The organism is Superficieibacter sp. HKU1 (assembly GCF_029319185.1).
Classification (GTDB): Bacteria; Pseudomonadota; Gammaproteobacteria; order Enterobacterales; family Enterobacteriaceae; genus Superficieibacter.
On record NZ_CP119754.1, the window covers coordinates 1,658,097 to 1,681,637 of the forward strand.

Consider the following 23,541-nt stretch of genomic DNA (forward strand, 5'->3'; position numbering starts at 1 on the left):
AAATTAGCCGAGCGCCTGAACCGCCTGTTCCAGTGCCTTGCGCAGCAAGTGGCGATCGTGAAGGTACGGAATATCGCTGGCCTCCAGCGGCTGCTGTACTACGATGCGATCGTCTGTTCCACGAATATCGGTATCCGGTCCTGCCACCACCGCATCAATAACCCGTTTGCCGATAGCGCGCTCCATTATGGTCAGCTTATCGACAACCTGAAGCTCAGCCGCCGGAAGGCTGACTTCACGGCCCAGATTGCCGATGTAGATCATCGGTGCCGGAGCGCGTCGCAGGGCCTGGGCAATATCAGACAGCAGCAGGATCGGCATCAGGCTGGTGTAAAAACTGCCTGGCCCGATGAGGATAAGATCGGCTTCGGCGATGGCCTGGACGGCTTCACGGGTCGCCGGAACGTTAGGGGAGAGCAGCAGGTCCGCTGGCGGCTGTGTTAGCTGGTCGATATTCACCTCGCCATAGACTTCGTGACCTTCGCTATCCACGGCCATCAAATCCACCGGGACTTCTGACATCGGGACCAGTAACGCATCCACCTTTAGCAAGTTGCGAATTAAATTAATGGCCTCCAGAGGCCGCACGCTCAGGTGATCCAGCGCCTTTAACATCAAATTTCCGAGATTATGCCCGGCAAGTTCGCCGTTACCGCCAAAACGGTATTCAAACATCGCGGAGGCGACGCTGGGTTCCGTAATAAGCTGATTAAGACAGTTGCGCATATCGCCCCAGGCGATGCCGCCTTCTGCACGCCGGATACGTCCGGTAGAGCCGCCGTTGTCGGTAGTGGTCACAATTCCGGTCAGTCGTGAGCCCAGCGATGAGAGCGAAGACATCACTCGTCCCAGGCCGTGTCCGCCGCCCAGCGCGACAACTCTGTCCAGATCCGCAAACGTGCGATTACGCATAACTTTCCCTTATTTAATTATTCCGCGTAACAGTAGCGTAACTACCCCTAAAAGACGATGGGCTTAGGGCGCTAAAATGATGCATATCAATGCAAAAACGTGATTTTCGCGTAGTCTGTAGCGAAATTGCATGATTGTGTCGCTATATACGTAATTATATAGCGTATTGCGAGTGGCGAAAACAGGTTTGACGCGCTACTATCGGCATACTCACTCTAGCCTCTGCACCTGGGTCTTTCGATACGGTGCTTTGGCCGTGGCATAAGCCACCAGGGTACAGGAAGAAATGACTGTGCCTCCCGAACTGGAAAGGTGTACATGGCTTCACAACTTACCGATGCGTTCGCCCGCAGGTTTTACTATCTGCGTTTGTCGATCACCGACGTGTGTAATTTTCGTTGCACGTACTGTCTGCCCAACGGCTACCGGCCCAGCGGCGTCACCAATAACGGTTTTTTGTCCGTCGATGAAGTGCGGCGGGTGACTCGCGCCTTCAGCGCGCTCGGCACGGAAAAAGTGCGTCTGACCGGCGGCGAACCTACGCTTCGTCGCGACTTTACCGATATCATCGCCAGCGTGCGTGAGAATCTGGCGATCCGCCAGATTGCGGTGACCACCAACGGTTACCGGATGGCGCGCGATGTCGCTCACTGGCGCGATGCGGGGCTGACCAATATCAACGTCAGCCTCGATAGCCTCGATGCCCGCCAGTTTCACGCTATCACCGGGCAGGACAAATTTCGTCAGGTGATGGACGGCATCGATGCCGCTTTTGACGCCGGTTTCACGCGCGTTAAGGTCAACACCGTTCTGATGCGCGACGTCAATCATCACCAGCTTGATACCTTTCTCGCGTGGATCAAACCCCGCCGCATTCAGCTGCGTTTTATTGAGCTGATGGAAACGGGGGAGGGCAGCGAGCTGTTCCGCAAACATCATATCTCCGGCACGGTGCTGCGCGACGAACTGCTTAAGCGCGGCTGGATCCATCAGCTTCGCCAGCGCAGCGACGGTCCGGCGCAGGTCTTTTGTCACCCCGACTACGAAGGTGAAATCGGTCTTATCATGCCGTATGAGAAAGATTTCTGCGCCAGCTGCAATCGTCTTCGCGTTTCGTCGACTGGCAAGCTCCATTTATGCCTGTTTGGCGAGGGCGGCGTTGAGCTCCGCGATCTGTTGGCCGACGATCAACAGCAGGCGGCGCTGGAAGCGCGTATCGCCGCCGCGCTGACCCATAAAAAACAGACCCATTTCCTGCATCAGGGAAATACGGGCATTACTCAGAACCTTTCTTATATTGGCGGGTAAACCGCTCAGGAGATCACTATGAGTCAGGTAAGCGCTGAATTTATCCCGACGCAAATCGCTGTTCTTACCGTTTCCAGCCGCCGTGGCGAAGAGGACGATACCTCCGGCCATTATCTGCGCGACGCTGCGCACGAGGCGGGTCATCAGGTGGTGGAGAAAGCCATCGTTAAAGAAAATCGCTACGCTATCCGCGCCCAGGTGTCCGCCTGGATTGCGCGTGAAGACGTCCAGGTCGTGCTGATTAATGGCGGCACCGGTTTTACCGCAGGCGATCAGGCACCGGAAGCGCTGCTGCCGCTGTTTGACCGTGAAATTGAAGGCTTCGGCGAAGTGTTCCGCATGCTCTCCTTTGAGGAAATCGGCACGGCGACGCTGCAATCGCGCGCGGTGGCGGGTATTGCCAACAACACGCTGATTTTTGCCATGCCCGGCTCCACTAAAGCCTGCCGTACGGCGTGGGAGAATATCATTGCGCCGCAGCTCGATGCCCGTACCCGTCCCTGTAATTTTCATCCTCACCTGAAGAAATAATCATGTCACAACTGACCCATATCAACGCCGCCGGTGAAGCGCATATGGTGGACGTCTCCGCCAAAGCGGAGACGGTGCGCGAGGCGCGGGCGGAAGCCTTTGTTACCATGCTGCCGGAAACGCTGGCGATGATCGTCGAAGGCAGTCACCATAAAGGTGACGTATTTGCCACGGCCCGCATCGCTGGTATTCAGGCGGCGAAGCGCACCTGGGAGCTGATCCCGCTGTGCCATCCGCTGCTGCTCAGTAAAGTGGAGGTTCAGCTACACGCCGAGGTGGAAAACAACCGCGTGCGTATCGAAACGCTCTGCCGTCTGGCCGGAAAAACCGGCGTCGAGATGGAAGCGCTGACGGCTGCCTCGGTAGCGGCGCTGACGATCTACGATATGTGCAAAGCGGTGCAGAAAGATATGGTCATTGGCCCGGTGCGTCTGCTGGCGAAAAGCGGCGGCAAATCGGGGGATTTTACGGTGGATGCGCATGATTAACGTACTTTTTTTCGCGCAGGTGCGCGAGCTGGTCGGCACCGACCGCCTGTCCCTGGCGGCAACGTTCGCCACGGTAGAAGCGTTGCGTCAGCATCTCGCCGCACAGGGTGATCGCTGGGCGCTGGCGCTGGAAGAAGGCAAGCTGCTGGCTGCCGTCAATCAGACGCTGGTCGCCTTCGACCATGCCATCGTTGATGGCGATGAAGTGGCGTTCTTTCCACCCGTCACCGGAGGCTAAGATGGCTGAAACCCGTATTTGCGTTGGCCACGCGCCGTTTCGCGTTGGCGATGAGTATCCGTGGCTGGCGGAGCGCGATGAAGACGGAGCGGTTGTTACCTTTACCGGCAAAGTGCGCAATCATAACCTCGGCGACAGCGTGAAGGCGCTGACGCTTGAGCACTACCCCGGCATGACGGAAAAAGCGCTGGCGGAGATCGTGGCTGAGGCCCGCGCCCGCTGGCCGTTAGGTCGCATTACCGTAATTCACCGGATCGGCGAACTGTGGCCCGGCGAGGAGATTGTCTTCGTGGGTGTTACCAGCGCCCATCGCAGCAGTGCCTTCGACGCCGGGGAATTTATCATGGACTATCTGAAAACCCGCGCCCCGTTCTGGAAGCGCGAAGCAACGCCCGACGGTGAACGCTGGGTCGAGGCGCGCGACAGCGACAAGCAGGCGGCGCAACGCTGGTGATGCGACTTTTTCGTAAGATGTAGTAGGCTTACAAGAGTATTCATCTTATCAGGAGTTTCTCATGGATAGATATCCACGTTCAGATTCGATAGTTCAGCGGTCCCGTACCGGCCTGCAAACCTACATGGCGCAGGTCTATGGCTGGATGACCTGCGGCCTGTTACTTACGGCTTTTGTTGCCTGGTATTCCGCCAATACCCCCGCCGTACTGATGTTTGTCTTCTCCAGCCAGATTACGTTCTTTGGTCTGATTATCGCGCAGCTGGCGCTGGTTTTCGTGCTCTCCGGGCTGGTGCATAAACTCAGCGCAGGCATGGCGACCACGCTGTTTATGCTCTATTCAGCGCTAACCGGGCTGACGCTCTCGAGTATTTTTGTGGTGTACACCTATTCCTCCATCGCCAGCACCTTCGTGGTGACGGCAGGGATGTTTGGCGCGATGAGCCTGTACGGGTATACCACCAAACGCGATCTCAGCGGTTTCGGCAATATGCTCTTTATGGGCTTGATTGGTATTATTCTCGCCTCGCTGGTGAACTTCTGGCTGAAGAGCGAAGCGTTGATGTGGGCGGTAACCTATATCGGCGTGGTGATCTTCGTTGGCCTGACGGCTTATGATACCCAGAAGCTGAAAAATATCGGCGAGCAGATCGACACCCGTGACGGCAGCATGCTGCGTAAATACTCCATCCTCGGCGCACTGACGCTGTATCTGGACTTTATCAACCTGTTCCTGATGCTGCTGCGGATTTTCGGCAACCGTCGCTAAACGTCCCGCTTCCTTACTGCTAACCCGGAACTCGTTTCCGGGTTTTTTGTTTGCGCTGGCGATACTTAATAATGGAACGTCTACAATAGTGAACAGCGCGAATAAAAATCATCTCACATTAATGAGTGCAGAAAGGAAATTTGTTTATATTGCGATATTTATTTGTGATATTTTTTAACAAATATCAAACGACGCGGTTAATGTTTGTAGTGCTTCTCGCTTTTTTATTTATGCAGAGTGTAAGTAAATGAACTCTTGCTTTTTTAAATGCGATACAATATCCAGGTTTGAAAGTTTTGGCCGCGCTAAATGCGTTTCTTTCTTCCCGTCCTGTTGCAGGATTCGTAAAAGTGTGTTAGGTTCACAATAAGATGTTATGTAAAAAGGAAGCCACTCAGGGTATATATTCATTGATAGCCCTGAAGCAAGGATATTCTATTATGAGCCAGTCGGCAGAGAATCGACATAAAGATTCCAATACTAAAAGCGTCAGCAAAACGCTTGCTATACTAGCTACCTTTAATGAAACAGTTCCTATGCAACGCACATCGGATATTGCGGCAAAATTGCATATGAACATGAGTACAGTTTCTCGCCATCTTAACACAATGCTTGACTGGGGATTTTTAGAACGAGACGACGCGACCGGTTACTATTTTCCAGGGCTGGCGATTGTCGCGCTTGCGGGAGTCACTTTACAGAACAACGATGTGTTTCGCCACGCCTTCCCCGAACTGCAACAGCTTTCTTATAAATACGGCATCCATAGTCATATGAGCGTTCCGCGGGACACGGATATCGTCCATTTGATTAGCAGCTGCTGTGAAAGCACCATGGATCTACTTATCCCGATGGGCCATCGTCACCCGATGTACTGCTCTGCCATGGGGCGCGTGCTATTAGCATGGATGCCAGCGGTGCAAGCTGAAGACATTTTAAGGCGATCTGAGCGCCTGAAATATACCTCCGCTACGAAAATTGATCTGCATGACATCAATCAGGAACTGATCCTCACGCGACAAAAAGGGTATTGCCTCCTGCTTAACGAGCTTACCGAAAGTAAGGCCTCCATCGCCGCGCCCATATTCGATCGCAATCGTACGCCGGTTGCCGCCATCAGCGTCTCGGCAAGCGCCCATAGCCTCAGTCAGCCACAGCGTCAACGCGAACTGGCGCGTGCGGTAGTGACCACCGCAGGTAAGATATCGGGTAAACTGGGCTATTTCCCGAAATAATACTTCACTGAGGATATATTATTTCGCAACGCCCGCCGGTTATTATTGAGTTGCATTCTGTGCAACCCTGATTCACCTCTCGCAAACTCCTCCTGAAATTAACTTCTGAAGGCACTAGTATTACTAATAATGATTATAACACCGTTTAAAAACGAACGTGTAATTGCCAGAGGTATCCTGTGTGCAGAAAAATAATTAGCAAATAAACTCACTGATTGTATCTTTTAAGATAAGCAATGCAGTTGCACCATATGCAATGCGTTTGCACAATGTAAAATATATTTCCGTAATTTGAGATTGCCTTGTTTAAATTAAAAAGCAGTGTTGTCTATTGTTATTTTGTTTTGTGGCGATATAATGCGTTAAACAATCTCCCTGGCGTCCTTTTCGTATTGTTATGCAATATGCGGAGCGCTCCTGAGATAATCATAAGTCTATTTTTACGGCATAAGAATAAAATGAGACAGAGGATGTTGAGCAAGGTAAACCATAGTATCTATTCGCGTGCATCCGTGCCGCTCTGCCTGTCGGTATCCATTTGAAAATGGACGCGGAGAAGAGGCCATGAATACAACAAGGCGGTTATGTCATATCCTGGCGGGGCCTGCCATCATGACCCTGACAATCGTGTTGTTGTCGAATTCCCTGACTCTGCCGGGCGCGCAGGCGACAGGCATCCTGTTCTGGATGGTGTTGTGGTGGATCACGCGGCCTGTACATATTGCGGTTACCGCGTTTGTTCCTGTTATCGTCAATGCCTTTCTGAACATTGTACCTATGGGATCGATTACGTCGCAGTACGCCTCTGACAGCATCATTCTTATCTTTGGGTCAGGGCTGCTCTGCCTGCCCTGGGCGGCGATAGGCCTGGATCGCCGCATTGCGCTGAAAGTGCTCTCCATCATCGGCCCTTCCATGAAATCGCAGGTTACCGTGTGGCTTGTCGCCAGCGTCCTGACTTCCTGCATGCTGCCCAATGTCGCCGTCTGCGCGCTATTTACGCCGATGGCGGTCGCCATGCTGGCAGCTGCGGGCTATGACGATATCCGTTCATCTCCACCTGCCGTGCCGATTCTGCTGGCAATAGGGTGGGGCGTCGGCATTGGCGGATTGGGTTCGCCGCTCGGCGGGGCAATGAACCTCGCGGCTATTTCCCTCTTTGAGGAGCATATTGGGCATGAGTTTATGTATGTGGACTGGCTCACCCACATCACGCCTTTTTTTGTCATCATTACGCTTGTCACGCTGCTCTGTATGCTCATGATGCCGATGAAGGTCAAAAACCTGAACGGTACCAAATCGTACTTCGAAAACAGCTATCGTGAACTCGGCCCGATGAAGCGCGACGAAAAAATCTGTGCGGGCCTTTTTCTTCTTGCTCTGCTTGGGGCATTTACGCGACCTGTCTATGCGGCGCTTCTGCCCGCCCTCACGCCTGCCTATATATACCTCGTTCTTGGCTGTCTCGGTTTTGTCATTATTACCGCTGAAAAAAAATTTCTGCTTACGTGGGAAACGGCGGAGAAGGAGACCATGTGGGGCATGATGTTCCTCTTCGGCGGCGGCCTCGCGCTGGGTAAACTGATGAATGAATCTTGTGCCAGCGCGGGCATTGCCGATCTCGTCGCTGGAATGTCTCTGGACGGCGGTCTGCTGACGATAGTTGTTTTTGTCGTGTTTGCCCGTGCGATGTCCGAATTTACCAACTCCACCACCTCCGCCGCGATTACTATCCCGATTGTTCTTGGGTTCACGACGAAACTCGGCCTCAACCCTGTGCCGTGGTGGTTTATTACTATCATGGCCTACAACGCTGAATTTATGCTGCCCATCAGCGTGCGGGCCATTCCCGTTGCTTATGGGCTGGATGCAAAGAAAATGCTTAAGGGAGGGATCCCAATGGCGGTCATCAACATGCTCGCCGTCATTATCTTCGGGTATGGATTTATGAAGCTGTGGCCCGCCTTCAGTCAGCTTCCTTACGTCTTGAAATAGAGCGGTGTCAGGATAATGCTACGAGATGATTTGAAATGAATAAAACGCTTACAGTCGAAGGGATAGTCACACGTTCGAAAGTGGCGCAACAACAGTTTGCTTTTGCCACGCAGGAACAGGCTGATGCCGCGGCGCGCGCTATTTGTAAGGTTGTCTATGATAACGCCGAAACGTTAGGTGCTCTGGCCGTAGAGGAAACGCGGATGGGCAGCGTTTCCGACAAAATTGCTAAATGCCGCATGAAGCCCGCGCTTATCTGGCAAAGCTTAAAAAATAAAAAATCGGTCGGCGTTATCGCCAGGATCGAAGAGCGGCGGATGATCGAAATTGCCAGGCCAATGGGAGTGGTGGCAAGCATTATTCCGGCGACGAACCCGGTGGTCACGCCCATGAGCAATGCCGCCTTCGCATTGAAAACCTGTAATTCTATTATCTTCGCTCCTCATCCCCGCGCGGCAAATTGTACAAAGCGTCTGGTCACCTTGTTTCGCGCTGAACTGTCCCGACTCGGTTTTCCGCAAGATTTGGTGCTGGGGCTTGATAACGTCTCCGTTGAGGAGAGCGCTGCGCTCATGCGGGCTGTCGATATCATCGTAGCGACGGGCGGTATGAATATGGTCAAAGCGGCATATTCAAGCGGTAAGCCAGCCTGGGGAGTCGGGGCAGGAAACGTCCAGTGCATCATTGACAGCGATGCCGACCTGGCGGATGCCGCCGCAAAAATCGTTCAGGGGCGTAGCTTTGATAATGGCCTGATCTGCCTTAGCGAGCAGACGGTGTTTGTTCCTGAAGCGCAGTTTGACGCTTTTATCAGCGAAATCGAAAAGCAGGGCGGCTACTACTTTAATGAGGCGGAACAGGTACAGAAGGTACGCGACGGCATCTTTCCGCAAGGCGGGGCGATAAGCCGCGATGTGGTCGGTCTGGATGCCCGGCAAGTCGCCGGGAAAATAGGGCTGACCGTTCCGGACAACACGCGCGTCATCGTGGTACAGGCTCGCGCTGTTGGACATGGCGATGTGCTTTGTCGCGAGAAGATATGCCCGGTACTTACCGTTATGCCGTACCGTTCCTTTAAGGAAGGCGTGGCGATGATGATCGCGAATCTCGAATGCGAAGGGAAGGGACACAGTATCGCTATTCATTCCGCGACCCCCGAGCATGTGGAATACGCTGCCCTTCATTGTGCGGTGTCCAGAGTCATCGTTAATCAGCCAGCAGGCACCACCGGCGGCGGCAGTCCTTTAAATGGATTTACCCCCACCACGACGCTCGGCTGTGGTTCATGGGGCAACAACAGTTTTAGCGGTAATTTTAGCTATGAACATCTGCTGAATATTACCCGTATTGGTTATCCCCATGAGGAACCCTGGCTTGCCGATCCGGAATTAGCCTGGTTGTGAGTTTATTTTGGACCTGTCAGGCCGGGAGTCATTGCGAACAGAAGACTTTGAACTAACCAACGTCACTCGTAATACAACACCTGTTTTTACCGGAGTCATGCCACTACCGGGGCCGTATATCGCCCAAAATTTGTTTGGTTGTGCATGGATATTTGTCTGTTCTCAGGAGAAGAGTAATGAAAAATTTTTGCTTTAAAATACCCCAGAGTATTGAGTTCGGCATGGGAAGTCTAACCCGCCTTCCGCTAATGCTTGACGAAATTGATTCGCGTCACGCTTTTTTGATTTCAGATCGTGGGCTGGAAAGCGTAGGCGTGGTTAAAAAAATTCAGGATATTATCGAGAGCGCTGGTATTCAATGTACAACGTATCTGGATGTTAAACCTAACCCTACCGTCGATATAGTGAATGAAGCCGTCGCGCGTTATAAAGAGAGCGGCGCGACGAGTATTGTCGCTCTTGGCGGCGGTAGTCCTATTGATGTGGCTAAAGCGGTTGGCGTACTGGTGAATTATGGCGGCAGTATTACCGACTATGAAGGACCGGGAAAAGTACCGGGGCCTGGCGTACCGATGATCGCGATTCCTACTACGGCCGGTACGGGCAGCGAAGCCACGGCGTCAGCCGTCATCACCGATGAGTCCAGAAATTATAAGTTATCCGTCATCAGCTATGAAATTCTGCCCAAATACGCCATCCTCGACCCGCAATTAATTATGACCGTACCGGCATCCATTGCGGCTGCATGCGGCGTCGATGCGCTGATTCATGCCCTCGAAGCCTATCTGTCAATCAATTCCTCGCCGTTTACCGATGCCATGGCCGAAAAGGCAATGGCGCTTATTGGGAAACATATTCGCCGGTTTGTCGCTAACAGAAAAGATGAAGACGCTGCCTGCGCCATGATGACGGGGAGTAATTTTGCCGGAATCGCTTTTGCATGGGCAAGACTTGGCAACGTGCATGCGATGAGCCATCCGGTGAGCGCGTATTTTGGCGTGCCGCATGGTGTCGCTAACGCCATCCTTTTGCCCACTGTTGTTGAATACAATGCGCTGGCCGATTGTGGTCGGTATGAAGTTATTTACAACTATATTCGCCAGGATAACAGAGCGGACGTTGCATTTAAACCTGAGATGCTGGTGGACGAAATTAAAAAATTAAATGCCGCATTAGGCATTCCCGCGTCACTTTCTGACGTCGGCGTGACCGCTGACAAAATTCCGCAGATGGCAGCAGATGTAATGAAGAGCGGTAATGTGCTGGTGAATCCCAGACAGTCAAATATTAATGACATTATTAAACTTTATAACGACGCATTATAACGTGCGCTGTTGGAGACGGGCAGGGAGAGAGTCACGTGTCACAGCAAGGAATGATTTTCAATATCCAGCGCTTTACCCTTCACGACGGGCCGGGCCTGCGCACGGAATTATTTTTTAAAGGCTGTCCTTTAAAATGTGCATGGTGCAGTAACCCTGAAAGTCTGAAGCCTTATATTCAACCGGGGGTCTATAAAACAAAGTGCCTGTCGCATAAACAATGCGGCGCGTGCAAAGAGGTTTGCCCTGAAGCCACGGCGCTGACCTTTACGCGCGGCAAAGTTACCGCCATTGACCGCAGTAAATGCACAAATTGCCTTGCCTGCGTCGACGCCTGCCCCTCAGAAGCGATTAAACAATGGGGAAAGCCGATGTCTATAGCGGCCTGCATGCATGAGATACGTAAAGACAAAGGATATTATGACCGTTCCGGCGGCGGCGTTACGGTTTCCGGCGGCGAGCCTCTGCTACAGGCGGATTTTGTCGCCGGTCTTTTTAAATCCTGCAAAGAGGAAGGCATTCAGACGTGTTGCGAGTCCTCCCTCTATGTTAACTGGAAAGAGGTAATAAAGGTTCTGCCATATACCGATATTTTTATTTCCGATATAAAGCATATGGACCCGCAGATCCATAAACACTATACCCGTGTCGATAATAGCAGAATTTTAGATAACATCAGAAAGCTGGTAAAAGAGGAGCGTGAACTTATTCTGCGCATCCCCGTTATTCCGAACGTTAATGATGATATGGCCAATATAGAAGCCACGGCTGATTTTATTGTTAACGATTTAGGTGGCCGCATCCGCACCCTGCAACTTTTAAGTTTTATGCGGCTTGGTGAAGAAAAATATCGCTCATTAGGCATGCCTTATCAGATGGAGAACGTCAGGCTGAACCGACGCTCGTTTCAGAAGCATGTCAATGAACTGGCAAGTTATTTCAATAGTCGAGGAATTCACTGTTTGGTTGGCACGAAAGAGAAACAGTGAAATAAGATTATAAAGGAGAAATTTATATGAAAACCTATAATACACAAGCCCGGGGAACTGAGCCTTTTGACAAGACGTATAGTCTGGGATATCAGGTTCATCACGAAGACTGGTCGCCGTTTCCACGCGTAAACCGTCTACGCCAGACGTTTCTGGATCGGCCCTATGAAGTCGACGTTGAAAGGCTGAGACTGGTTACCGAATCCTATAAAAAGCATGAGGGAAGTCCGCGAAAACTTCAGTGCGCTTATGCTTTTGAGAATGTCCTGCTAAATACAACACTGTACATTTATGAAGAGGATCTCATTCTCGGCGAAATCGCTGCGCCAGCCAAGGCATCGCCGATATATCCTGAATTTTCAGTCAACTGGATTATTGATGAAATCCTGTATTCTCCTTTTGAGGAGCGGCCTAACGATCAGTTCTACATCAGAAACGATGAAGAAAGAAAAGAGATCATCGAGCTTTGTAAATACTGGCAGGGCAAAACGGTTGACGATCTGATTAATGTCCAACTAGAAGAGGATCAGCTAAAAGGCTCTGAAGTGGGAGAGCGTATTTTTCAGACCAACCTTTACCACTACGCCGGTGCCGGCCATTTGGCCATTGATTATGCCGCCTTAATGAAAGTGGGCTATGACGGCCTGATTGCCAAAGCCAAATCTGGTCTGGAAAAACTGAGCAAGCGGGACCCGGAATATGCGGATAAAAGAGATACCTTCACCGCCATGGTGATTATGCTGGAGGCCGCTAAAAAATATATTCTGCGTTATGCCGCGCTTGCCGAACAGTGCGCCGCCAGCGCCAGCGATCCTGAGAAAAAACGCGAACTCAGCGCCATTGCGAAAAACTGCCGTGCGATCGCAGGCGGCGCGCCACAAACGTTTTGGCAGGCGCTGCAATTATTTAATATCGCCACGGCGCTTATTCAGGTTGAAAGCAACGGGCATTCTATCTCCTATGGCCGGATGGATCAGTGGTTATTACCTTACTATGAGGCTGATATTAAAAATGGCCACATAACGAAGGAGTTCGCGCTTGAGTTGCTTGAAGTTGTTTACGTCAAGATGAACAACCCGACCAAACTGAAAGACAAAGGCAGCATGGCGCTACGTAATGGCCGCGGTTTTGGCGGCGAGAGCCTGACGATCGGCGGCGTAGACCGCAACGGCAATGACGCCACCAACGATCTGACAATGTTGATGCTGGAGGCCTCGGCGCATACCCGTATGATGAACCCCTGGGTTTGTGTGCGCATGCATGAGAAAACGCCTTATGAATTAAAGGTGAAAACGGTTGAATGCACCCGCGCCGGTTACGGACATCCGAAGCTTTTCAACGATGCTCCGACGATCAAGGCGATGATGAGGAAGGGCATGTCGCTTGAAGAGGCCAGAGAGTATTGTGTGGTCGGCTGCGTGGAAATCGATCTGCCGGGTAAAGAATATGGCTGGCACGACGCCGCTTACGTTAATACGCCGAAAATGATGGAAATGGTCGTCAACGGCGGGCGTAGCCTGAGCACCGGTAAACAGCTCGGTCCGGATACCGGAAGCCTGGATACCTACCAGAGCTTTGATGAAGTGCTTGCCAGCGTGGATAAGCAGTTCGAATACTGGACCGACCAAATGTGCAGCAGCCTGAATATTATCGACAATGCACATCGGGCGCTCAAGCCGGTTCCCTATGTCTCCGCCTTTTTTGAAGATTGCATGGCATCCGGTAAGGATTTGACCGAAGGCGGCGCAAAATATAATGGCATCGGACCGCAGGCCAGCGGCATGGCGACCTGTGCGGATTCGCTGGCAACCATTAAGCAGCTGGTATTTGATGAAAAGCGTTATACCGGGGCCGAACTGTTACAGGCGGTCAAAGATAACTGGGTCGGCCATGAAAAACTTTATGCGCTGGTCAACAGCTCGAAGGTTCACCACTATGGCAATGACGATCCCTATGCCGATGAACTCTTCAACTATATGTTCGAATGCTATTGCCGTCATATTAGCGGCAGAAAAACGCCACGCGGCGGCAAATTCAGCCCCGGCGTTTATTCCGTTAACGCGAACGTGGCGATGGGTTTAAACACCAATGCGTCTGTTGATGGTCGTAAGAAGGGCGAGGCTATCTCAGATAATATGGGGCCAGTGCATACTGACGCAGGCTCTCATGATATCTGCGGGCCGACGGCTATCGTGAATTCGCTGACTAAAGTCGATCACAGCCTGGCGACCAATGGTACGCTGATGAACCTTCGCTTCCCGCAGGAAGCCGTTGCGGGTACGGAGGGACGAGATAACTTAATCAGCTTTATCGATGAGTATATGGCGAAGCAGGCGATGCACGTTTAATTTAACGTCATGAGTTCTGAAACTATGCGGGCGGCACAGAAAAAGCCGGAAGATTATAAGGACATGCTGGTTCGTGTCGCGGGTTACAGTGCGTATTTCGTCGAGCTGGGTAAGCCGCTACAAAAAGATTTAATTCAACGTACTGAGCTTCATTTTTAAATGTCACTCGGGCACCGCCTCCTGATGAGGCGGTGCTGGCGTTATTGCAATGGCGTTTTTACGTCAGGGCGATGCTTTGAGTTTTTTCTGCGAAAAATTATATAGGGAAGAGTGTCATGAGCTTCGAATATATTTTTATTCTTATCGGTTTAATGCAAATTTTCGGTTTTTTTATTCAGGGATGCACTGGCTTTGGCTGTACCGTTATTGCCGCTGCGGTGGTAACCGGTCTTTTGGGAACCGCAGAAGGCGTGCCTTATGGTACGATTATTACGCTGCCTTTTCTGTTCTATCTGGGCATAAAAACCATCAAAGAGGTGTCATGGAAAGACCTTATTAAAATTGTCATTTTATGCGCTCCGGGGATCCTGCTCGGCAACTATCTATTTTATAAAATCAGCCCAACAACCGCCAAAATCTGTATTGGCGCGATGATCACCGCTATTGCATTAATGAATATCTATAAATACATCGTAGTGCCATTAATTCTGAAAAGAGTGGCGGTGGAAGATCAACCTGATACGGTGATTAAAAAAAGCTTTCGTAATGGATGCCTGCTGCTGGGCGGCGTTGTACACGGCGCGTTTAACATCGGCGGCCCGTTAATTACCGTTTACACCATTGATGCCGTCAGAGAAAAAGAAAAATTCCGTAATACGATGAACTGGGTGTGGATTGTTCTTAATACTTTCAACGCCATTAACCAATACCGCAATGGCGCGCTGACGCCGCGTTTGTGGAGCGCGTTGGCCGTTGGTGTCCCGATGGCGGCGATAGGCTTTTTCCTCGGAATGGCCTTCCTGAAAAAAATCAATCGCGAGCAGTTTCTGCGGATTGTGTATTGCGTTCTGCTGTTCATCGGCGGTGATATGCTAATCCGCAATATTCTGGCGGTGATATAATATCGCCCCGGCAGTCTGTTTTGCTGCCGGGGCGTTATCTTTTCTACTTCGCCATCGTTTTTTCGTTTTTCTCTCTGAGCTTTTTCGCCCGGCTTTCCAGCACCAGATATCCCACCAGCGCCAGCAGCAGCGGGGCGATATAGTAGAGCATCCGGTACGCCAGCAGCGCGGCGATGATCGTGCCCTGTGAGGTATGTTCGCCTGCGAGCAGGGCGATGAAAACCGCCTCCAGCACGCCAATCCCTGCCGGTATGTGCACGATTACCCCGGCTATACTACTGACCAGCAACACGCCGAGAACAAAGAAGTAGTTCACATCCTGGCCCAGCAGCAGCCAGATAATCAGCCCCATCACCATCCAGTTGATACTGGAAATCACCATTTGCGCGATGGCGAATTTCCACGATGGCAGCACCAGTTTCTGCCCCTTAATGGTGATATGACGACGCTTCGCAAAAGCGCAGCCCCACATATAGACCACCACCAGCAGCAGTAACACGATACCAACAATCCGCAGCGTGCCTTCATCGATATACCAGTGAGACGGAAGCTGGACCACGCCAAAGGTAAATATCAACCCACCCAGCAGGATATAGCCCAGCCAGTTAGTCGTAATGCTAAGCGAAAAAATGCGCGTAATGGTGCTGCTTGGCAGGCCCAGCCGCGAATAAAGCCGGTAGCGCATACCGATGCCGCCAACCCAGGTACTTAACGTCAGGTTAAAGGCATAGCAGATAAACGACACCAGCATTACCTGCCGTTTCGCCAGCTTATGTCCGCAGTAGGCCCGGCCTAACAGATCGTAAAAGCCGTACATCACATAGCTGACGATCACCAGCGCAACAGCGCTAAGCAGGGCAAGGCGGTTATAGTCACGAATAACTTTCCAGACGTCTTCCCAGTTCACCTTTTTGGCGTAAATAACCAGCAGGACCGCTACGGCAATAAAAAACAGCCAGGTGAGAATTTTTTTCGCCAGCCGCCAGCGAGGATGTGATTTAGCCATCAGGATTTCACTCCGGAATTTTCGGTCTCAACGCGATCCTGCGTTTCAAGCTCTGGTTGCACCGGCGGATCAACCTCTGCCAGCAGTGGCGTATGGGCCGGAAGCCAGCCCACCAGCGCCGGGAAATGACGCAGGAAGTGGAACACCACGACGCTCTTGCCCAGATTCCACCAGGTTCGCTTCGGCATCATGGTTTCATCCACCAGCTTGCAATCTTTGCTGATAATGGCCTCCAGATTTTCCCGCAGCGTCTGGTTAAATTCCCGGTCGTGGATGATCAGGTTGGCTTCAAGATTCAGCGACAGACTGAGCGGGTCAAGGTTGCTGGAGCCGACGGTGGCCCAGTGATCGTCCATCAGCGCCACTTTACCGTGTAGCGGGCGGCGGCAATACTCATAGACATCGACGCCGCCTTTAATCAGGTAGTTATACAGCAGCCGCGCGCCGACTTTGACAATCGGCATATCCGGCTCGCCCTGAACGATCAGCTTAACCTTAACGCCACGACGCGCGGCATTACGCATGGCGTGCAGCAAACGGTAGCCGGGGAAGAAGTAGGCGTTGGCGATAATCACTTCCCGGCGGGCATTGGCCAGCATTTTCAAATAGTGGCGTTCAATATCGTCACGGTGCTCTTCGTTATCGCGCCAGACAAACAGCGCCTGCGCTTCGCCCGGCTTGCGGTTTTCCACCGCGCGGTGATGGCGTCGCCACCAGCGGCGCACCGAGGCGTTACCCGGCAGATTTTCCACTTCAAATTGCAGAATATCCTGTACCACCGGGCCCTCAATGCGGATGGCATAATCCTGCTTCGCCTGCGGACCATAGCTGGACATATGCTCGTCGGAATAGTTAATCCCGCCAACGAAGGCAATGTCGGTGTCGATAACCACGATTTTGCGGTGCATGCGGCGGAAAACGTTGGTGCGCATGCCCATCATTCGCGGGCGCGGATCGTAATAGCGGAACACCACGCCCGCCGCCGTCAGTTCGTTAACGAAGTTGTCGCTCAGATCCGGCGAACCATAACCGTCAAGCAGCACGTCAATTTTTACGCCGCGCTGCGCCGCACGCAACAGCACCGCGTGCAGCTGTTTACCCACGTCATCTTCAAACCAGATAAAACTTTCGAGAATAACCCGACTTTTGGCGTCATCAATGGCGGCATGTACCGCCGGATAAAACTGATCGCCGTTCTCCAGTAACTCGATGCGGTTTCCCTCTCGCCAGTCACATTTCATAAGTGGATCTCCGCACTCAGGGGGGCATGATCGGACAGGTGACGCCAGTGGCGTAAGAGCAGCGCTGAAGGACTACTGGCATGCGCGTTCTTCACATAAATACGATCAAGGCGCAATAAAGGAAAACGCACGGGGAATGTGCGTGCCGGTCGGCCTTTAGCCCGGCTAAATATCTCTTCCAGGCCGGCCCGGGATTTCAGTGGATAATTGGCCTTTTGTCGCCAGTCATTGAAATCGCCTGCCACTATCACCGGTTCGCCCTCGGGAAAGGTATTTACCCAGTCGGCGAGCATGGTAAGCTGCGCCTGACGATGGGCTTCACGCAGTCCCAGATGAACACAAATAACATGGATCGGATGACCGAGATCCGGCGGAACGATGCGGCAATAAAGCAGACCGCGCTTTTCACTGCCGTCAACGGATACGTCGCGATTCTCATAATGTTCAATAGGATAGCGTGATAGCACCGCGTTGCCGTGATGGCCTTCCGGATAGACGGCATTGCGGCCATACGCAAAATCACTCCACATGGTATCCGCCAGAAACTCGTAATGGGTGGTATCCGGCCAGTTCTCCACGTGCAGCGGATGTACTTCATGCGCGCCCATCACTTCCTGAAGGCACACGATATCGGCACCTACGGTGCGTACCGCATCACGCAACTCAGGCAAAATAAAGCGTCGGTTAAATGCGGTGAATCCTTTGTGTGTATTAATCGTCAGTATTTTTAATGAAAAATGCCGTGCGTGTTGGGTCATAATTCTCCTGCCAGCGTCACTGTCCTGTTTAAAATAGTGTAGTAGGCGTCACAAAAAGATGCGTTGTTACGGAATTTTCCGTAAAGTCCGGTAGTCTGAGATATCAGTTAAAAATTCTTCAGGAGAAATGCCATGAAGTGGCAACAACGTGTTCGTGTCGCAACGGGTCTCAGTTGCTGGCAGATTGTGTTGCATTTGCTGATTGTGGCGCTATTGGTAGCCAGCTGGATGGGCGGCATAATGGTCCGTGTCGGGCTGGGCTTATGCGTAGTTTACAGCGTGACGGTCGTGCTGATGCTGGCGTTGCAGCGCCACCACGACAGGCGCTGGCGCGACGTGGCCGACGTTCTGGAAGAGCTGACCACCACCTGGTACTTTGGCACCGCGCTGATTGTGCTGTGGCTGATCTCCCGCGTCGTGCACAATAATCTTCTGCTGGCCGTGGTCGGGCTGGCGATCCTGGCGGGGCCGGCGGTGGTTTCGCTGCTGGCGAAAGATAAAAAGTTAAGCAATCTTGCGCCGAAACATCATATACGCCACTGATCCCGTGGTGGCCGCTATCACCAGTAGCGGCCACAGGCTTCCCCAGATAATCTCCAGACTCGCATCCTTCAAATAAATCTGCTTGGTGATATCGGTAAAGTGGCGGATTGGATTGACCCACGTCAGGTTCTGCAACCATACCGGCATATTCTCAACGGGCGAAACGTAGCCGGAAAGCAGAATGGCGGGCATCATAAAGACGAAGACGCCGATAAACGCCTGCTGCTGGGTCGAACACAGCGACGAAATCAGCAGCCCAAATCCTACCAGCGACAGGCCATAGATGATCATCGTGAAGTAAAACAGCCCCAGCGACCCGGCGAAGGGAATATGGTAGGCCCAGATACCAACGGCCAGTACCACTGAAGCCTGAAACATCGCCACCACCAGCGCCGGGACCGCCTTGCCGATAAATATTTGCCAGGTTGCCAGGGGCGACACCAGGAGCTGATCCAGGGTTCCCTGTTCGCGTTCGCGCGCGACGGAAAGCGAGGTGACAATCATCACGCCAATGGTGGTGATCATTGCAATCAATGACGGCACGATAAACCATTTGTAATCCAGATTCGGGTTATACCAGTTGCGCACCACCAGTTCGCTGTTGTTAGGCTTCGGCTGATTTTCGGTTAGCTCCAGTTGGTAGTTTTTGACGATCTGCTGGAGGTAGTTGGCGGCGATTTGCGCGCTGTTAGAATTGCGCCCGTCAAGAATAAGCTGCATGGGGGCTGGCTGAAGGGCATCAAGATTACGTGAGAAATCTGCCGGGAAGCGTACCAGCAGCAGCGCCTTTTGCCTGTCCAGGGTCGGCTGGATCTCCTGCGGGCTTCTTAGCAGCAGGACATGGGTAAAGGCTTTCGCACGGGCAAAACGCTGGGTTAGCTCAACGGCATGTTTACCGTTATCTTCGTTATATATAGCGATAGTGGCGTTGCTCACCTCAAGCGTGGCGGCAAACGGAAACAAAAATACCTGGATCAGCACCGGCAGAATCAAAATGGCGCGCGTCTGCGGTTCACGCAGCAGCGACTGGAGCTCTTTGCGAATTAACGTCCATAAGCGATAAAACATAGCGTCTCCTGTTAACTATCAATCCAGCCGCCGTTTGGTTTTCATCCACGTCAGCCCGATAAACATCACCGCCGAGGCAATCAAAAACAGCACGTTTATTACCAGCACCGTGGGAATATTGCCCGCCAGAAACAGGCTTTGCAGCGTATTGACGAAATAACGCGCCGGGATGATATAGGTCACCACCCGGATTGCCGCGGGCATACTGTCTATCTGGAAAATAAACCCGGACAGCATAATCGACGGTAAAAACGCGGCGTTCAGCGCCACCTGCGCGGCGTTAAACTGGTTGCGGGTAATGGTGGATATCAGCAATCCCATACCCAGCGTGCTGAGTAAAAACAGGCTGGTGGTAATAAACAGTACCAGCAGCGAACCGCGGTACGGCACGCCGAGAATAAACACCGATACCAGCATGCACAGCAGCATCGCCAGCATGCCGAGAAAATAGTAGGGAATAAGCTTGCATAACAGCAGTTCAGTGCGCGTCACTTCGGTCGAAAGGAGCGCCTCCATCGTACCGCGCTCCCATTCTCGCGCCACCACCAGCGAGGTGAGGATCGCGCCGATCACCGTCATAATAATGGTCACCGCCCCGGGAATGATAAAGTGCTGGCTGATCGCCGCCGGATTGAACCAGTAGCGGGTCTGCACATCTATTAACGGCTCAAAATGTTCACCCCGATCCTCCGCCCGCTGCATTTGCCAGATTTGCCAGATCCCCTCGACATACCCCTGCACAAAGTTAGCGGTGTTCGGCTCGCTGCCGTCGGTAATCACCTGAATGGGGGCATCGTCGCCGTCACGCGCCATCTTGCGCGCAAAGTCTGTCGGGAGCACCACGATCCCGCGAATACGCCCGGCCTGCATCAGCCCGACAAGCTGCTGGCGACTGTCGCTGATGGTGGCATCAATATATGGCGAACCGGTCATCGCATGGGTGAAGTCCAGCGCCTCTTCGCTGTGCTGCTCCAGCAAAATACCGACCCGCAGCTTACTGGAGTCAAGATTAATGCCGTAGCCGAAGATAAACAGCAGCAGCAGGGGGATCACCACGGCAATCAGCCAGGTGCTCGGATCGCGAACGATTTGCCGCGTCTCTTTGACGCACAGGGCGCGGACGCGTCGCCAGGAAAGGGTGCTATTGCGCATCGGCATGCTCCTTATCCCAGTTATTGATAAGCGTGATGAATGCCTCTTCCATGGTGGGGTCAGTTTGTTGATCGTCAGCGGCCTGGGCTTTCAGATCGTCCGGCGTACCGTGGGCGATAAGCTTGCCGCGATACACCAGCCCGATGCGATCGCAGTATTCCGCCTCATCCATAAAGTGTGTCGTAACCATCACCGTCACCCCTTTTTCCACCATGCTATTAATGTGCAGCCAGAATTCGCGGCGGGTGAGGGGATCGACGCCGGAGGTCGGCTCATCAAGAAACAGAATGTCCGGCTCGTGCATTAGCGAGCAGGCCAGCGCCAGCCGCTGCTTGAAGCCCAGCGGCAGCGCGTCGGTGGCGTGGCCAGCGATACTTTTCAGGCCGAACGCCTCGCTCATGCGGGAGATTTTTTCATTCTGCGCGCGTCCCCGCAGCCCGTAGACCCCGGAGAAGAAACGCAGATTTTGTTCAACGGTCAGGTTGCCGTAGAGGGAAAATTTCTGCGCCATATAGCCCAGATGCTGCCGCGCCTTGCCGGAACTGACCTTGAGATCCATATCCAGTACCAGCGCTTTGCCGGAGGTCGGCACCAGCAGGCCGCACATCATTTTGAAGGTGGTGGATTTACCCGCGCCGTTCGGCCCCAGCAGGCCAAAAATCTCTCCACGTTTGACGGTAAAATCCACGTGATCGGTGGCAGCGAAATCCCCGAACTTTTTAGTAAGCTGTTTCGCCTCAATCACCGTTTCGCCCGGCGTCCCCTCGACCGTATGCAGGATCTCACCCAGCGGCGACTCAGCGGTGCCCGCGCCGCCCAGCAGATCGATAAACGCATCTTCAAAGCGCGGCGACGTTTCGCGCATCTCGACGTCCGGCATCCCTTCTGCACGGCGAACGTCTTCGGGGGCCGCGTCTTTTTTCAGGATCAGCCGCACCGATTTCCCCTGAATCATGCCGTCGCTGACCTGCGGCAATTTCAACGTCCGCTGTAACAACTGACGGTTATTTTCCTGCGGGCTGTGGAGTAAAAAACTGCGCCCGCTGATAGTCCGGGTCAGCGCTTTCGGCTCACCCTGATAGAGCAACTCTCCCTCGTTCATCAGCAGCACGTCGCGACACTGTTCTGCCTCGTCGAGATAGGAGGTGCTCCAGAGGATCAGCATGCCGTCGCCCGCCAGTTCATGCACCATCTGCCACAGTTCGCGGCGGGAAATGGGATCGACACCGACGCCCGGTTCGTCGAGGAGCAATACCTTTGGCTCACCGACCAGGGTGCAGGCCAGCCCCAGTTTTTGTTTCATTCCGCCGGACAGCTTGCCCGCTAACCGTTCGGTAAACGGCCCCAGCGAGGTAAATTGCAGCAGGCGTTCGAAGGTTTTCTGCCGGGTATCACCGGTGATACTGCGCAAATCGGCATACAGCGTCAGATTTTCCATCACCGTCAGATCTTCATACAAACCGAACTTTTGCGGCATGTAGCCGAGCACGGCATGCAGCGCGCTGTCATCAGTCATTGGATCAAAGCCGATGACGCTGGCGCTGCCGCCATCGGGTTTCAGCAGACCCGCCAGCATCCGCATCAGGGTGGTTTTGCCTGCGCCGTCGGGGCCGACCAGCCCGGTGACGTAGCCTGCGCGGATCGTGCAGTCCAGCGGGGCGACGGCGGGTTTATCCATCCCGGCAAAGCGTTTCTCCAGCCCGTTAAGGGTGATAAGCGCTTCACTCATCGGCCGCGTCCTGATCAAATCTCAGCGTGACGGGCATCCCCTGACGCAGGGCATCGTCGGCGTCCGTCACTATAATACGCATCCGGTACACCAGATCGGTACGCAGATCCGGCGTCTCTACGGTTTTTGGCGTGAACTCCGCCGTCGGCGAAATAAAGCCAATTTTTCCGTGGTAAGGCTTATCCGGACGACCATCGGTATAAAGCAGAATTTCACGGCCCGGCTGCGCCTGATGCAAATTGCGCTCATCTACATACGCGCGTACCCAGACCGGACGGGTGAGCGACAGGGTGAGTACCGTACTGCCGGCGTTTAACATGCTGCCCGGCTCCACGGCGCGGGTTAATAGCGTACCGCCGGAAGGCGCGATAAGGGTGGTATCCTGCAAATCCAGTTCAGCCTGCGCCAGCTGTGCCTGCGCCTGTTCGAGACTGGCTTTCGCCTGGGCGATTTCCTGTGGCCGGTTACCGGCGCGGAACTGGCTGAGTTTATCCTGGGCGGATTTCAGGCTGGCCTGCGCCTGATCGCGTGAGGAGCGGGCGTTTTCCAGATCGTTGGCCGAAATAGTGCGGCTTTTCCACAGCCCTTGCTGGCGCTGATAAAAGTTTTGCGCGTACTGATACGCCGCCTGCGCCTGATTAACCGCCGCGGTGGCCTGAGCAATTTCTTCCGCCCGATAACCTGCCATGGTGAGATCGTATTTCGCCTGCGCAGTTGAGACGTTGGCTTTGGCCTGTAGCAACGCATTTTGATAAGGCGCGCGATCCAGTTCGCCCAGCACTTGCCCCGCCTGAATATGATCCCCTTCGTCCACCGCCAGCGTCGCCAGCCTGCCCCCTACGCGAAAACTCATATTCACCGTGCGGATATCCACATTGCCATACAGCGTCAACGGCTGATTCTGCCTGCTGTGGTACCACATCCAGCCACCGCCGATGGCGGCCAGCGCGATTATCACGACCAGGGCGATAACGACAGGTTTTTTCATGGC

At 53.1% G+C, this 23,541-nt stretch carries 21 protein-coding genes, 1 pseudogene and 1 riboswitch; of the genes and pseudogenes, 14 read left to right on the forward strand and 8 right to left on the reverse strand.

From position 1 onward, the window contains the following. Positions 1–3 precede the first annotated feature (3 nt). The gene (yvcK, locus tag P0H77_RS07980; protein ID WP_276164346.1) at positions 4–912 is read right to left on the reverse strand and encodes a uridine diphosphate-N-acetylglucosamine-binding protein YvcK; all 909 of its coding nucleotides are present in this window, start codon (positions 910–912) and stop codon (positions 4–6) included. A 199-nt stretch (positions 913–1,111) separates the two neighbouring features. After that, a riboswitch (molybdenum cofactor riboswitch) is annotated at positions 1,112–1,243 on the forward strand. On the opposite strand from yvcK, the gene moaA reads away from it, so the two are divergent. The 13 genes and pseudogenes from moaA to P0H77_RS08045 all read left to right on the forward strand — a co-directional run bounded on the left by moaA (position 1,231) and on the right by P0H77_RS08045 (position 15,053). After that, on the forward strand, positions 1,231–2,220 hold the full coding sequence (gene moaA / locus P0H77_RS07985) for a GTP 3',8-cyclase MoaA (RefSeq protein WP_276164347.1): 990 nt from the start codon (positions 1,231–1,233) through the stop codon (positions 2,218–2,220). (Overlaps the previous riboswitch by 13 nt.) Positions 2,221–2,238: 18 nt before the next feature. Further along, entirely contained in the window at positions 2,239–2,751 is a 513-nt protein-coding gene (moaB, locus tag P0H77_RS07990) for a molybdenum cofactor biosynthesis protein B (protein WP_276164348.1), read from the forward strand. Between the two features lie 2 nt (positions 2,752–2,753). Then, the gene (moaC, locus tag P0H77_RS07995) at positions 2,754–3,239 is read left to right on the forward strand and encodes a cyclic pyranopterin monophosphate synthase MoaC (RefSeq protein WP_276164349.1); all 486 of its coding nucleotides are present in this window, start codon (positions 2,754–2,756) and stop codon (positions 3,237–3,239) included. Beyond that, a complete protein-coding gene (gene moaD, locus P0H77_RS08000) occupies positions 3,232–3,477 on the forward strand; it encodes a molybdopterin synthase sulfur carrier subunit (RefSeq protein ID WP_276164350.1) in 246 nt (81 codons plus the stop codon). The genes moaC and moaD overlap by 8 nt, the downstream gene beginning before the upstream one ends. Before the next feature lies 1 nt (position 3,478). After that, positions 3,479–3,931, forward strand: coding sequence for a molybdopterin synthase catalytic subunit MoaE (moaE, locus tag P0H77_RS08005; RefSeq protein WP_276164351.1), 453 nt, complete (start codon positions 3,479–3,481; stop codon positions 3,929–3,931). A gap of 61 nt (positions 3,932–3,992) precedes the next feature. Continuing rightward, the gene (locus tag P0H77_RS08010) at positions 3,993–4,700 is read left to right on the forward strand and encodes a Bax inhibitor-1/YccA family protein (RefSeq protein ID WP_176920523.1); all 708 of its coding nucleotides are present in this window, start codon (positions 3,993–3,995) and stop codon (positions 4,698–4,700) included. Positions 4,701–5,140: 440 nt separating this feature from the next. Then, positions 5,141–5,935: an IclR family transcriptional regulator gene (locus P0H77_RS08015; RefSeq protein ID WP_276164352.1), complete on the forward strand. Its 795-nt coding sequence runs from the start codon at positions 5,141–5,143 to the stop codon at positions 5,933–5,935. A 564-nt stretch (positions 5,936–6,499) separates the two neighbouring features. Then, the gene (locus P0H77_RS08020; protein ID WP_276164353.1) at positions 6,500–7,930 is read left to right on the forward strand and encodes an SLC13 family permease; all 1,431 of its coding nucleotides are present in this window, start codon (positions 6,500–6,502) and stop codon (positions 7,928–7,930) included. 35 nt (positions 7,931–7,965) lie between these two features. Further along, positions 7,966–9,333 (forward strand): aldehyde dehydrogenase family protein, encoded by a 1,368-nt coding sequence (locus P0H77_RS08025; protein WP_276164354.1) that lies wholly within the window; start codon positions 7,966–7,968, stop codon positions 9,331–9,333. A gap of 152 nt (positions 9,334–9,485) precedes the next feature. Continuing rightward, a complete protein-coding gene (locus tag P0H77_RS08030; protein WP_276164355.1) occupies positions 9,486–10,658 on the forward strand; it encodes an iron-containing alcohol dehydrogenase in 1,173 nt (390 codons plus the stop codon). A 35-nt stretch (positions 10,659–10,693) separates the two neighbouring features. Then, positions 10,694–11,644 carry a glycyl-radical enzyme activating protein gene (locus P0H77_RS08035; RefSeq protein WP_276164356.1) on the forward strand — a complete coding sequence of 317 codons (951 nt, stop codon included), beginning with the start codon at positions 10,694–10,696 and terminating at the stop codon, positions 11,642–11,644. A gap of 26 nt (positions 11,645–11,670) precedes the next feature. Beyond that, a pseudogene (locus P0H77_RS08040) lies at positions 11,671–14,151 on the forward strand (formate C-acetyltransferase/glycerol dehydratase family glycyl radical enzyme). Between the two features lie 116 nt (positions 14,152–14,267). Next, positions 14,268–15,053 carry a sulfite exporter TauE/SafE family protein gene (locus P0H77_RS08045; RefSeq protein WP_276164357.1) on the forward strand — a complete coding sequence of 262 codons (786 nt, stop codon included), beginning with the start codon at positions 14,268–14,270 and terminating at the stop codon, positions 15,051–15,053. A gap of 43 nt (positions 15,054–15,096) precedes the next feature. Here P0H77_RS08045 and P0H77_RS08050 read toward each other — a convergent pair whose 3' ends face one another. The 3 genes from P0H77_RS08050 to P0H77_RS08060 are packed head-to-tail and all read right to left on the reverse strand — an operon-like array spanning position 15,097 to position 18,058. After that, on the reverse strand, positions 15,097–16,059 hold the full coding sequence (locus P0H77_RS08050) for a YbhN family protein (protein ID WP_276164358.1): 963 nt from the start codon (positions 16,057–16,059) through the stop codon (positions 15,097–15,099). Continuing rightward, positions 16,059–17,300, reverse strand: coding sequence for a cardiolipin synthase ClsB (gene clsB, locus P0H77_RS08055; RefSeq protein ID WP_276164359.1), 1,242 nt, complete (start codon positions 17,298–17,300; stop codon positions 16,059–16,061). Before clsB ends, P0H77_RS08050 begins: the two co-directional genes overlap by 1 nt. After that, positions 17,297–18,058 carry an endonuclease/exonuclease/phosphatase family protein gene (locus P0H77_RS08060; RefSeq protein WP_276164360.1) on the reverse strand — a complete coding sequence of 254 codons (762 nt, stop codon included), beginning with the start codon at positions 18,056–18,058 and terminating at the stop codon, positions 17,297–17,299. The genes clsB and P0H77_RS08060 overlap by 4 nt, the downstream gene beginning before the upstream one ends. 132 nt (positions 18,059–18,190) lie before the next feature. Between P0H77_RS08060 and P0H77_RS08065 the strand changes: the two genes are divergently transcribed. Further along, complete coding sequence (locus P0H77_RS08065) at positions 18,191–18,601, forward strand: YbhQ family protein (RefSeq protein WP_276164361.1); 411 nt, start codon at positions 18,191–18,193, stop codon at positions 18,599–18,601. Here P0H77_RS08065 and P0H77_RS08070 read toward each other — a convergent pair. From P0H77_RS08070 to hlyD, 4 genes are read right to left on the reverse strand one after another with little or no spacing between them, the layout of a single operon-like run. Next, positions 18,563–19,669 carry an ABC transporter permease gene (locus tag P0H77_RS08070; protein WP_276164362.1) on the reverse strand — a complete coding sequence of 369 codons (1,107 nt, stop codon included), beginning with the start codon at positions 19,667–19,669 and terminating at the stop codon, positions 18,563–18,565. The two genes, P0H77_RS08065 and P0H77_RS08070, sit on opposite strands and share 39 nt — an antisense overlap. A gap of 18 nt (positions 19,670–19,687) precedes the next feature. Then, complete coding sequence (locus P0H77_RS08075) at positions 19,688–20,821, reverse strand: ABC transporter permease (protein WP_276164363.1); 1,134 nt, start codon at positions 20,819–20,821, stop codon at positions 19,688–19,690. Further along, the gene (locus P0H77_RS08080; RefSeq protein ID WP_276164364.1) at positions 20,811–22,550 is read right to left on the reverse strand and encodes an ATP-binding cassette domain-containing protein; all 1,740 of its coding nucleotides are present in this window, start codon (positions 22,548–22,550) and stop codon (positions 20,811–20,813) included. Before P0H77_RS08080 ends, P0H77_RS08075 begins: the two co-directional genes overlap by 11 nt. Then, positions 22,543–23,538: a secretion protein HlyD gene (gene hlyD / locus P0H77_RS08085; RefSeq protein WP_276164365.1), complete on the reverse strand. Its 996-nt coding sequence runs from the start codon at positions 23,536–23,538 to the stop codon at positions 22,543–22,545. Before hlyD ends, P0H77_RS08080 begins: the two co-directional genes overlap by 8 nt. Between the last annotated feature and the right edge of the window lie 3 nt (positions 23,539–23,541).

Bases quoted from the DNA above. Each gene is read 5' to 3' on its own strand.
- clsB (WP_276164359.1), bottom strand. From the start codon at position 17,300: ATGAAATGTGACTGGCGAGAGGGAAACCGCATCGAGTTACTGGAGAAC.
- hlyD (WP_276164365.1), bottom strand. From the start codon at position 23,538: ATGAAAAAACCTGTCGTTATCGCCCTGGTCGTGATAATCGCGCTGGCC.
- moaB (WP_276164348.1), top strand. From the start codon at position 2,239: ATGAGTCAGGTAAGCGCTGAATTTATCCCGACGCAAATCGCTGTTCTT.
- P0H77_RS08065 (WP_276164361.1), top strand. From the start codon at position 18,191: ATGAAGTGGCAACAACGTGTTCGTGTCGCAACGGGTCTCAGTTGCTGG.
- P0H77_RS08075 (WP_276164363.1), bottom strand. From the start codon at position 20,821: ATGCGCAATAGCACCCTTTCCTGGCGACGCGTCCGCGCCCTGTGCGTC.
- yvcK (WP_276164346.1), bottom strand. From the start codon at position 912: ATGCGTAATCGCACGTTTGCGGATCTGGACAGAGTTGTCGCGCTGGGC.
- P0H77_RS08060 (WP_276164360.1), bottom strand. From the start codon at position 18,058: ATGACCCAACACGCACGGCATTTTTCATTAAAAATACTGACGATTAAT.
- P0H77_RS08080 (WP_276164364.1), bottom strand. From the start codon at position 22,550: ATGAGTGAAGCGCTTATCACCCTTAACGGGCTGGAGAAACGCTTTGCC.
- P0H77_RS08010 (WP_176920523.1), top strand. From the start codon at position 3,993: ATGGATAGATATCCACGTTCAGATTCGATAGTTCAGCGGTCCCGTACC.
- P0H77_RS08050 (WP_276164358.1), bottom strand. From the start codon at position 16,059: ATGGCTAAATCACATCCTCGCTGGCGGCTGGCGAAAAAAATTCTCACC.
- P0H77_RS08070 (WP_276164362.1), bottom strand. From the start codon at position 19,669: ATGTTTTATCGCTTATGGACGTTAATTCGCAAAGAGCTCCAGTCGCTG.
- moaA (WP_276164347.1), top strand. From the start codon at position 1,231: ATGGCTTCACAACTTACCGATGCGTTCGCCCGCAGGTTTTACTATCTG.
- P0H77_RS08045 (WP_276164357.1), top strand. From the start codon at position 14,268: ATGAGCTTCGAATATATTTTTATTCTTATCGGTTTAATGCAAATTTTC.
- P0H77_RS08025 (WP_276164354.1), top strand. From the start codon at position 7,966: ATGAATAAAACGCTTACAGTCGAAGGGATAGTCACACGTTCGAAAGTG.
- moaD (WP_276164350.1), top strand. From the start codon at position 3,232: ATGATTAACGTACTTTTTTTCGCGCAGGTGCGCGAGCTGGTCGGCACC.
- moaE (WP_276164351.1), top strand. From the start codon at position 3,479: ATGGCTGAAACCCGTATTTGCGTTGGCCACGCGCCGTTTCGCGTTGGC.
- moaC (WP_276164349.1), top strand. From the start codon at position 2,754: ATGTCACAACTGACCCATATCAACGCCGCCGGTGAAGCGCATATGGTG.
- P0H77_RS08015 (WP_276164352.1), top strand. From the start codon at position 5,141: ATGAGCCAGTCGGCAGAGAATCGACATAAAGATTCCAATACTAAAAGC.
- P0H77_RS08020 (WP_276164353.1), top strand. From the start codon at position 6,500: ATGAATACAACAAGGCGGTTATGTCATATCCTGGCGGGGCCTGCCATC.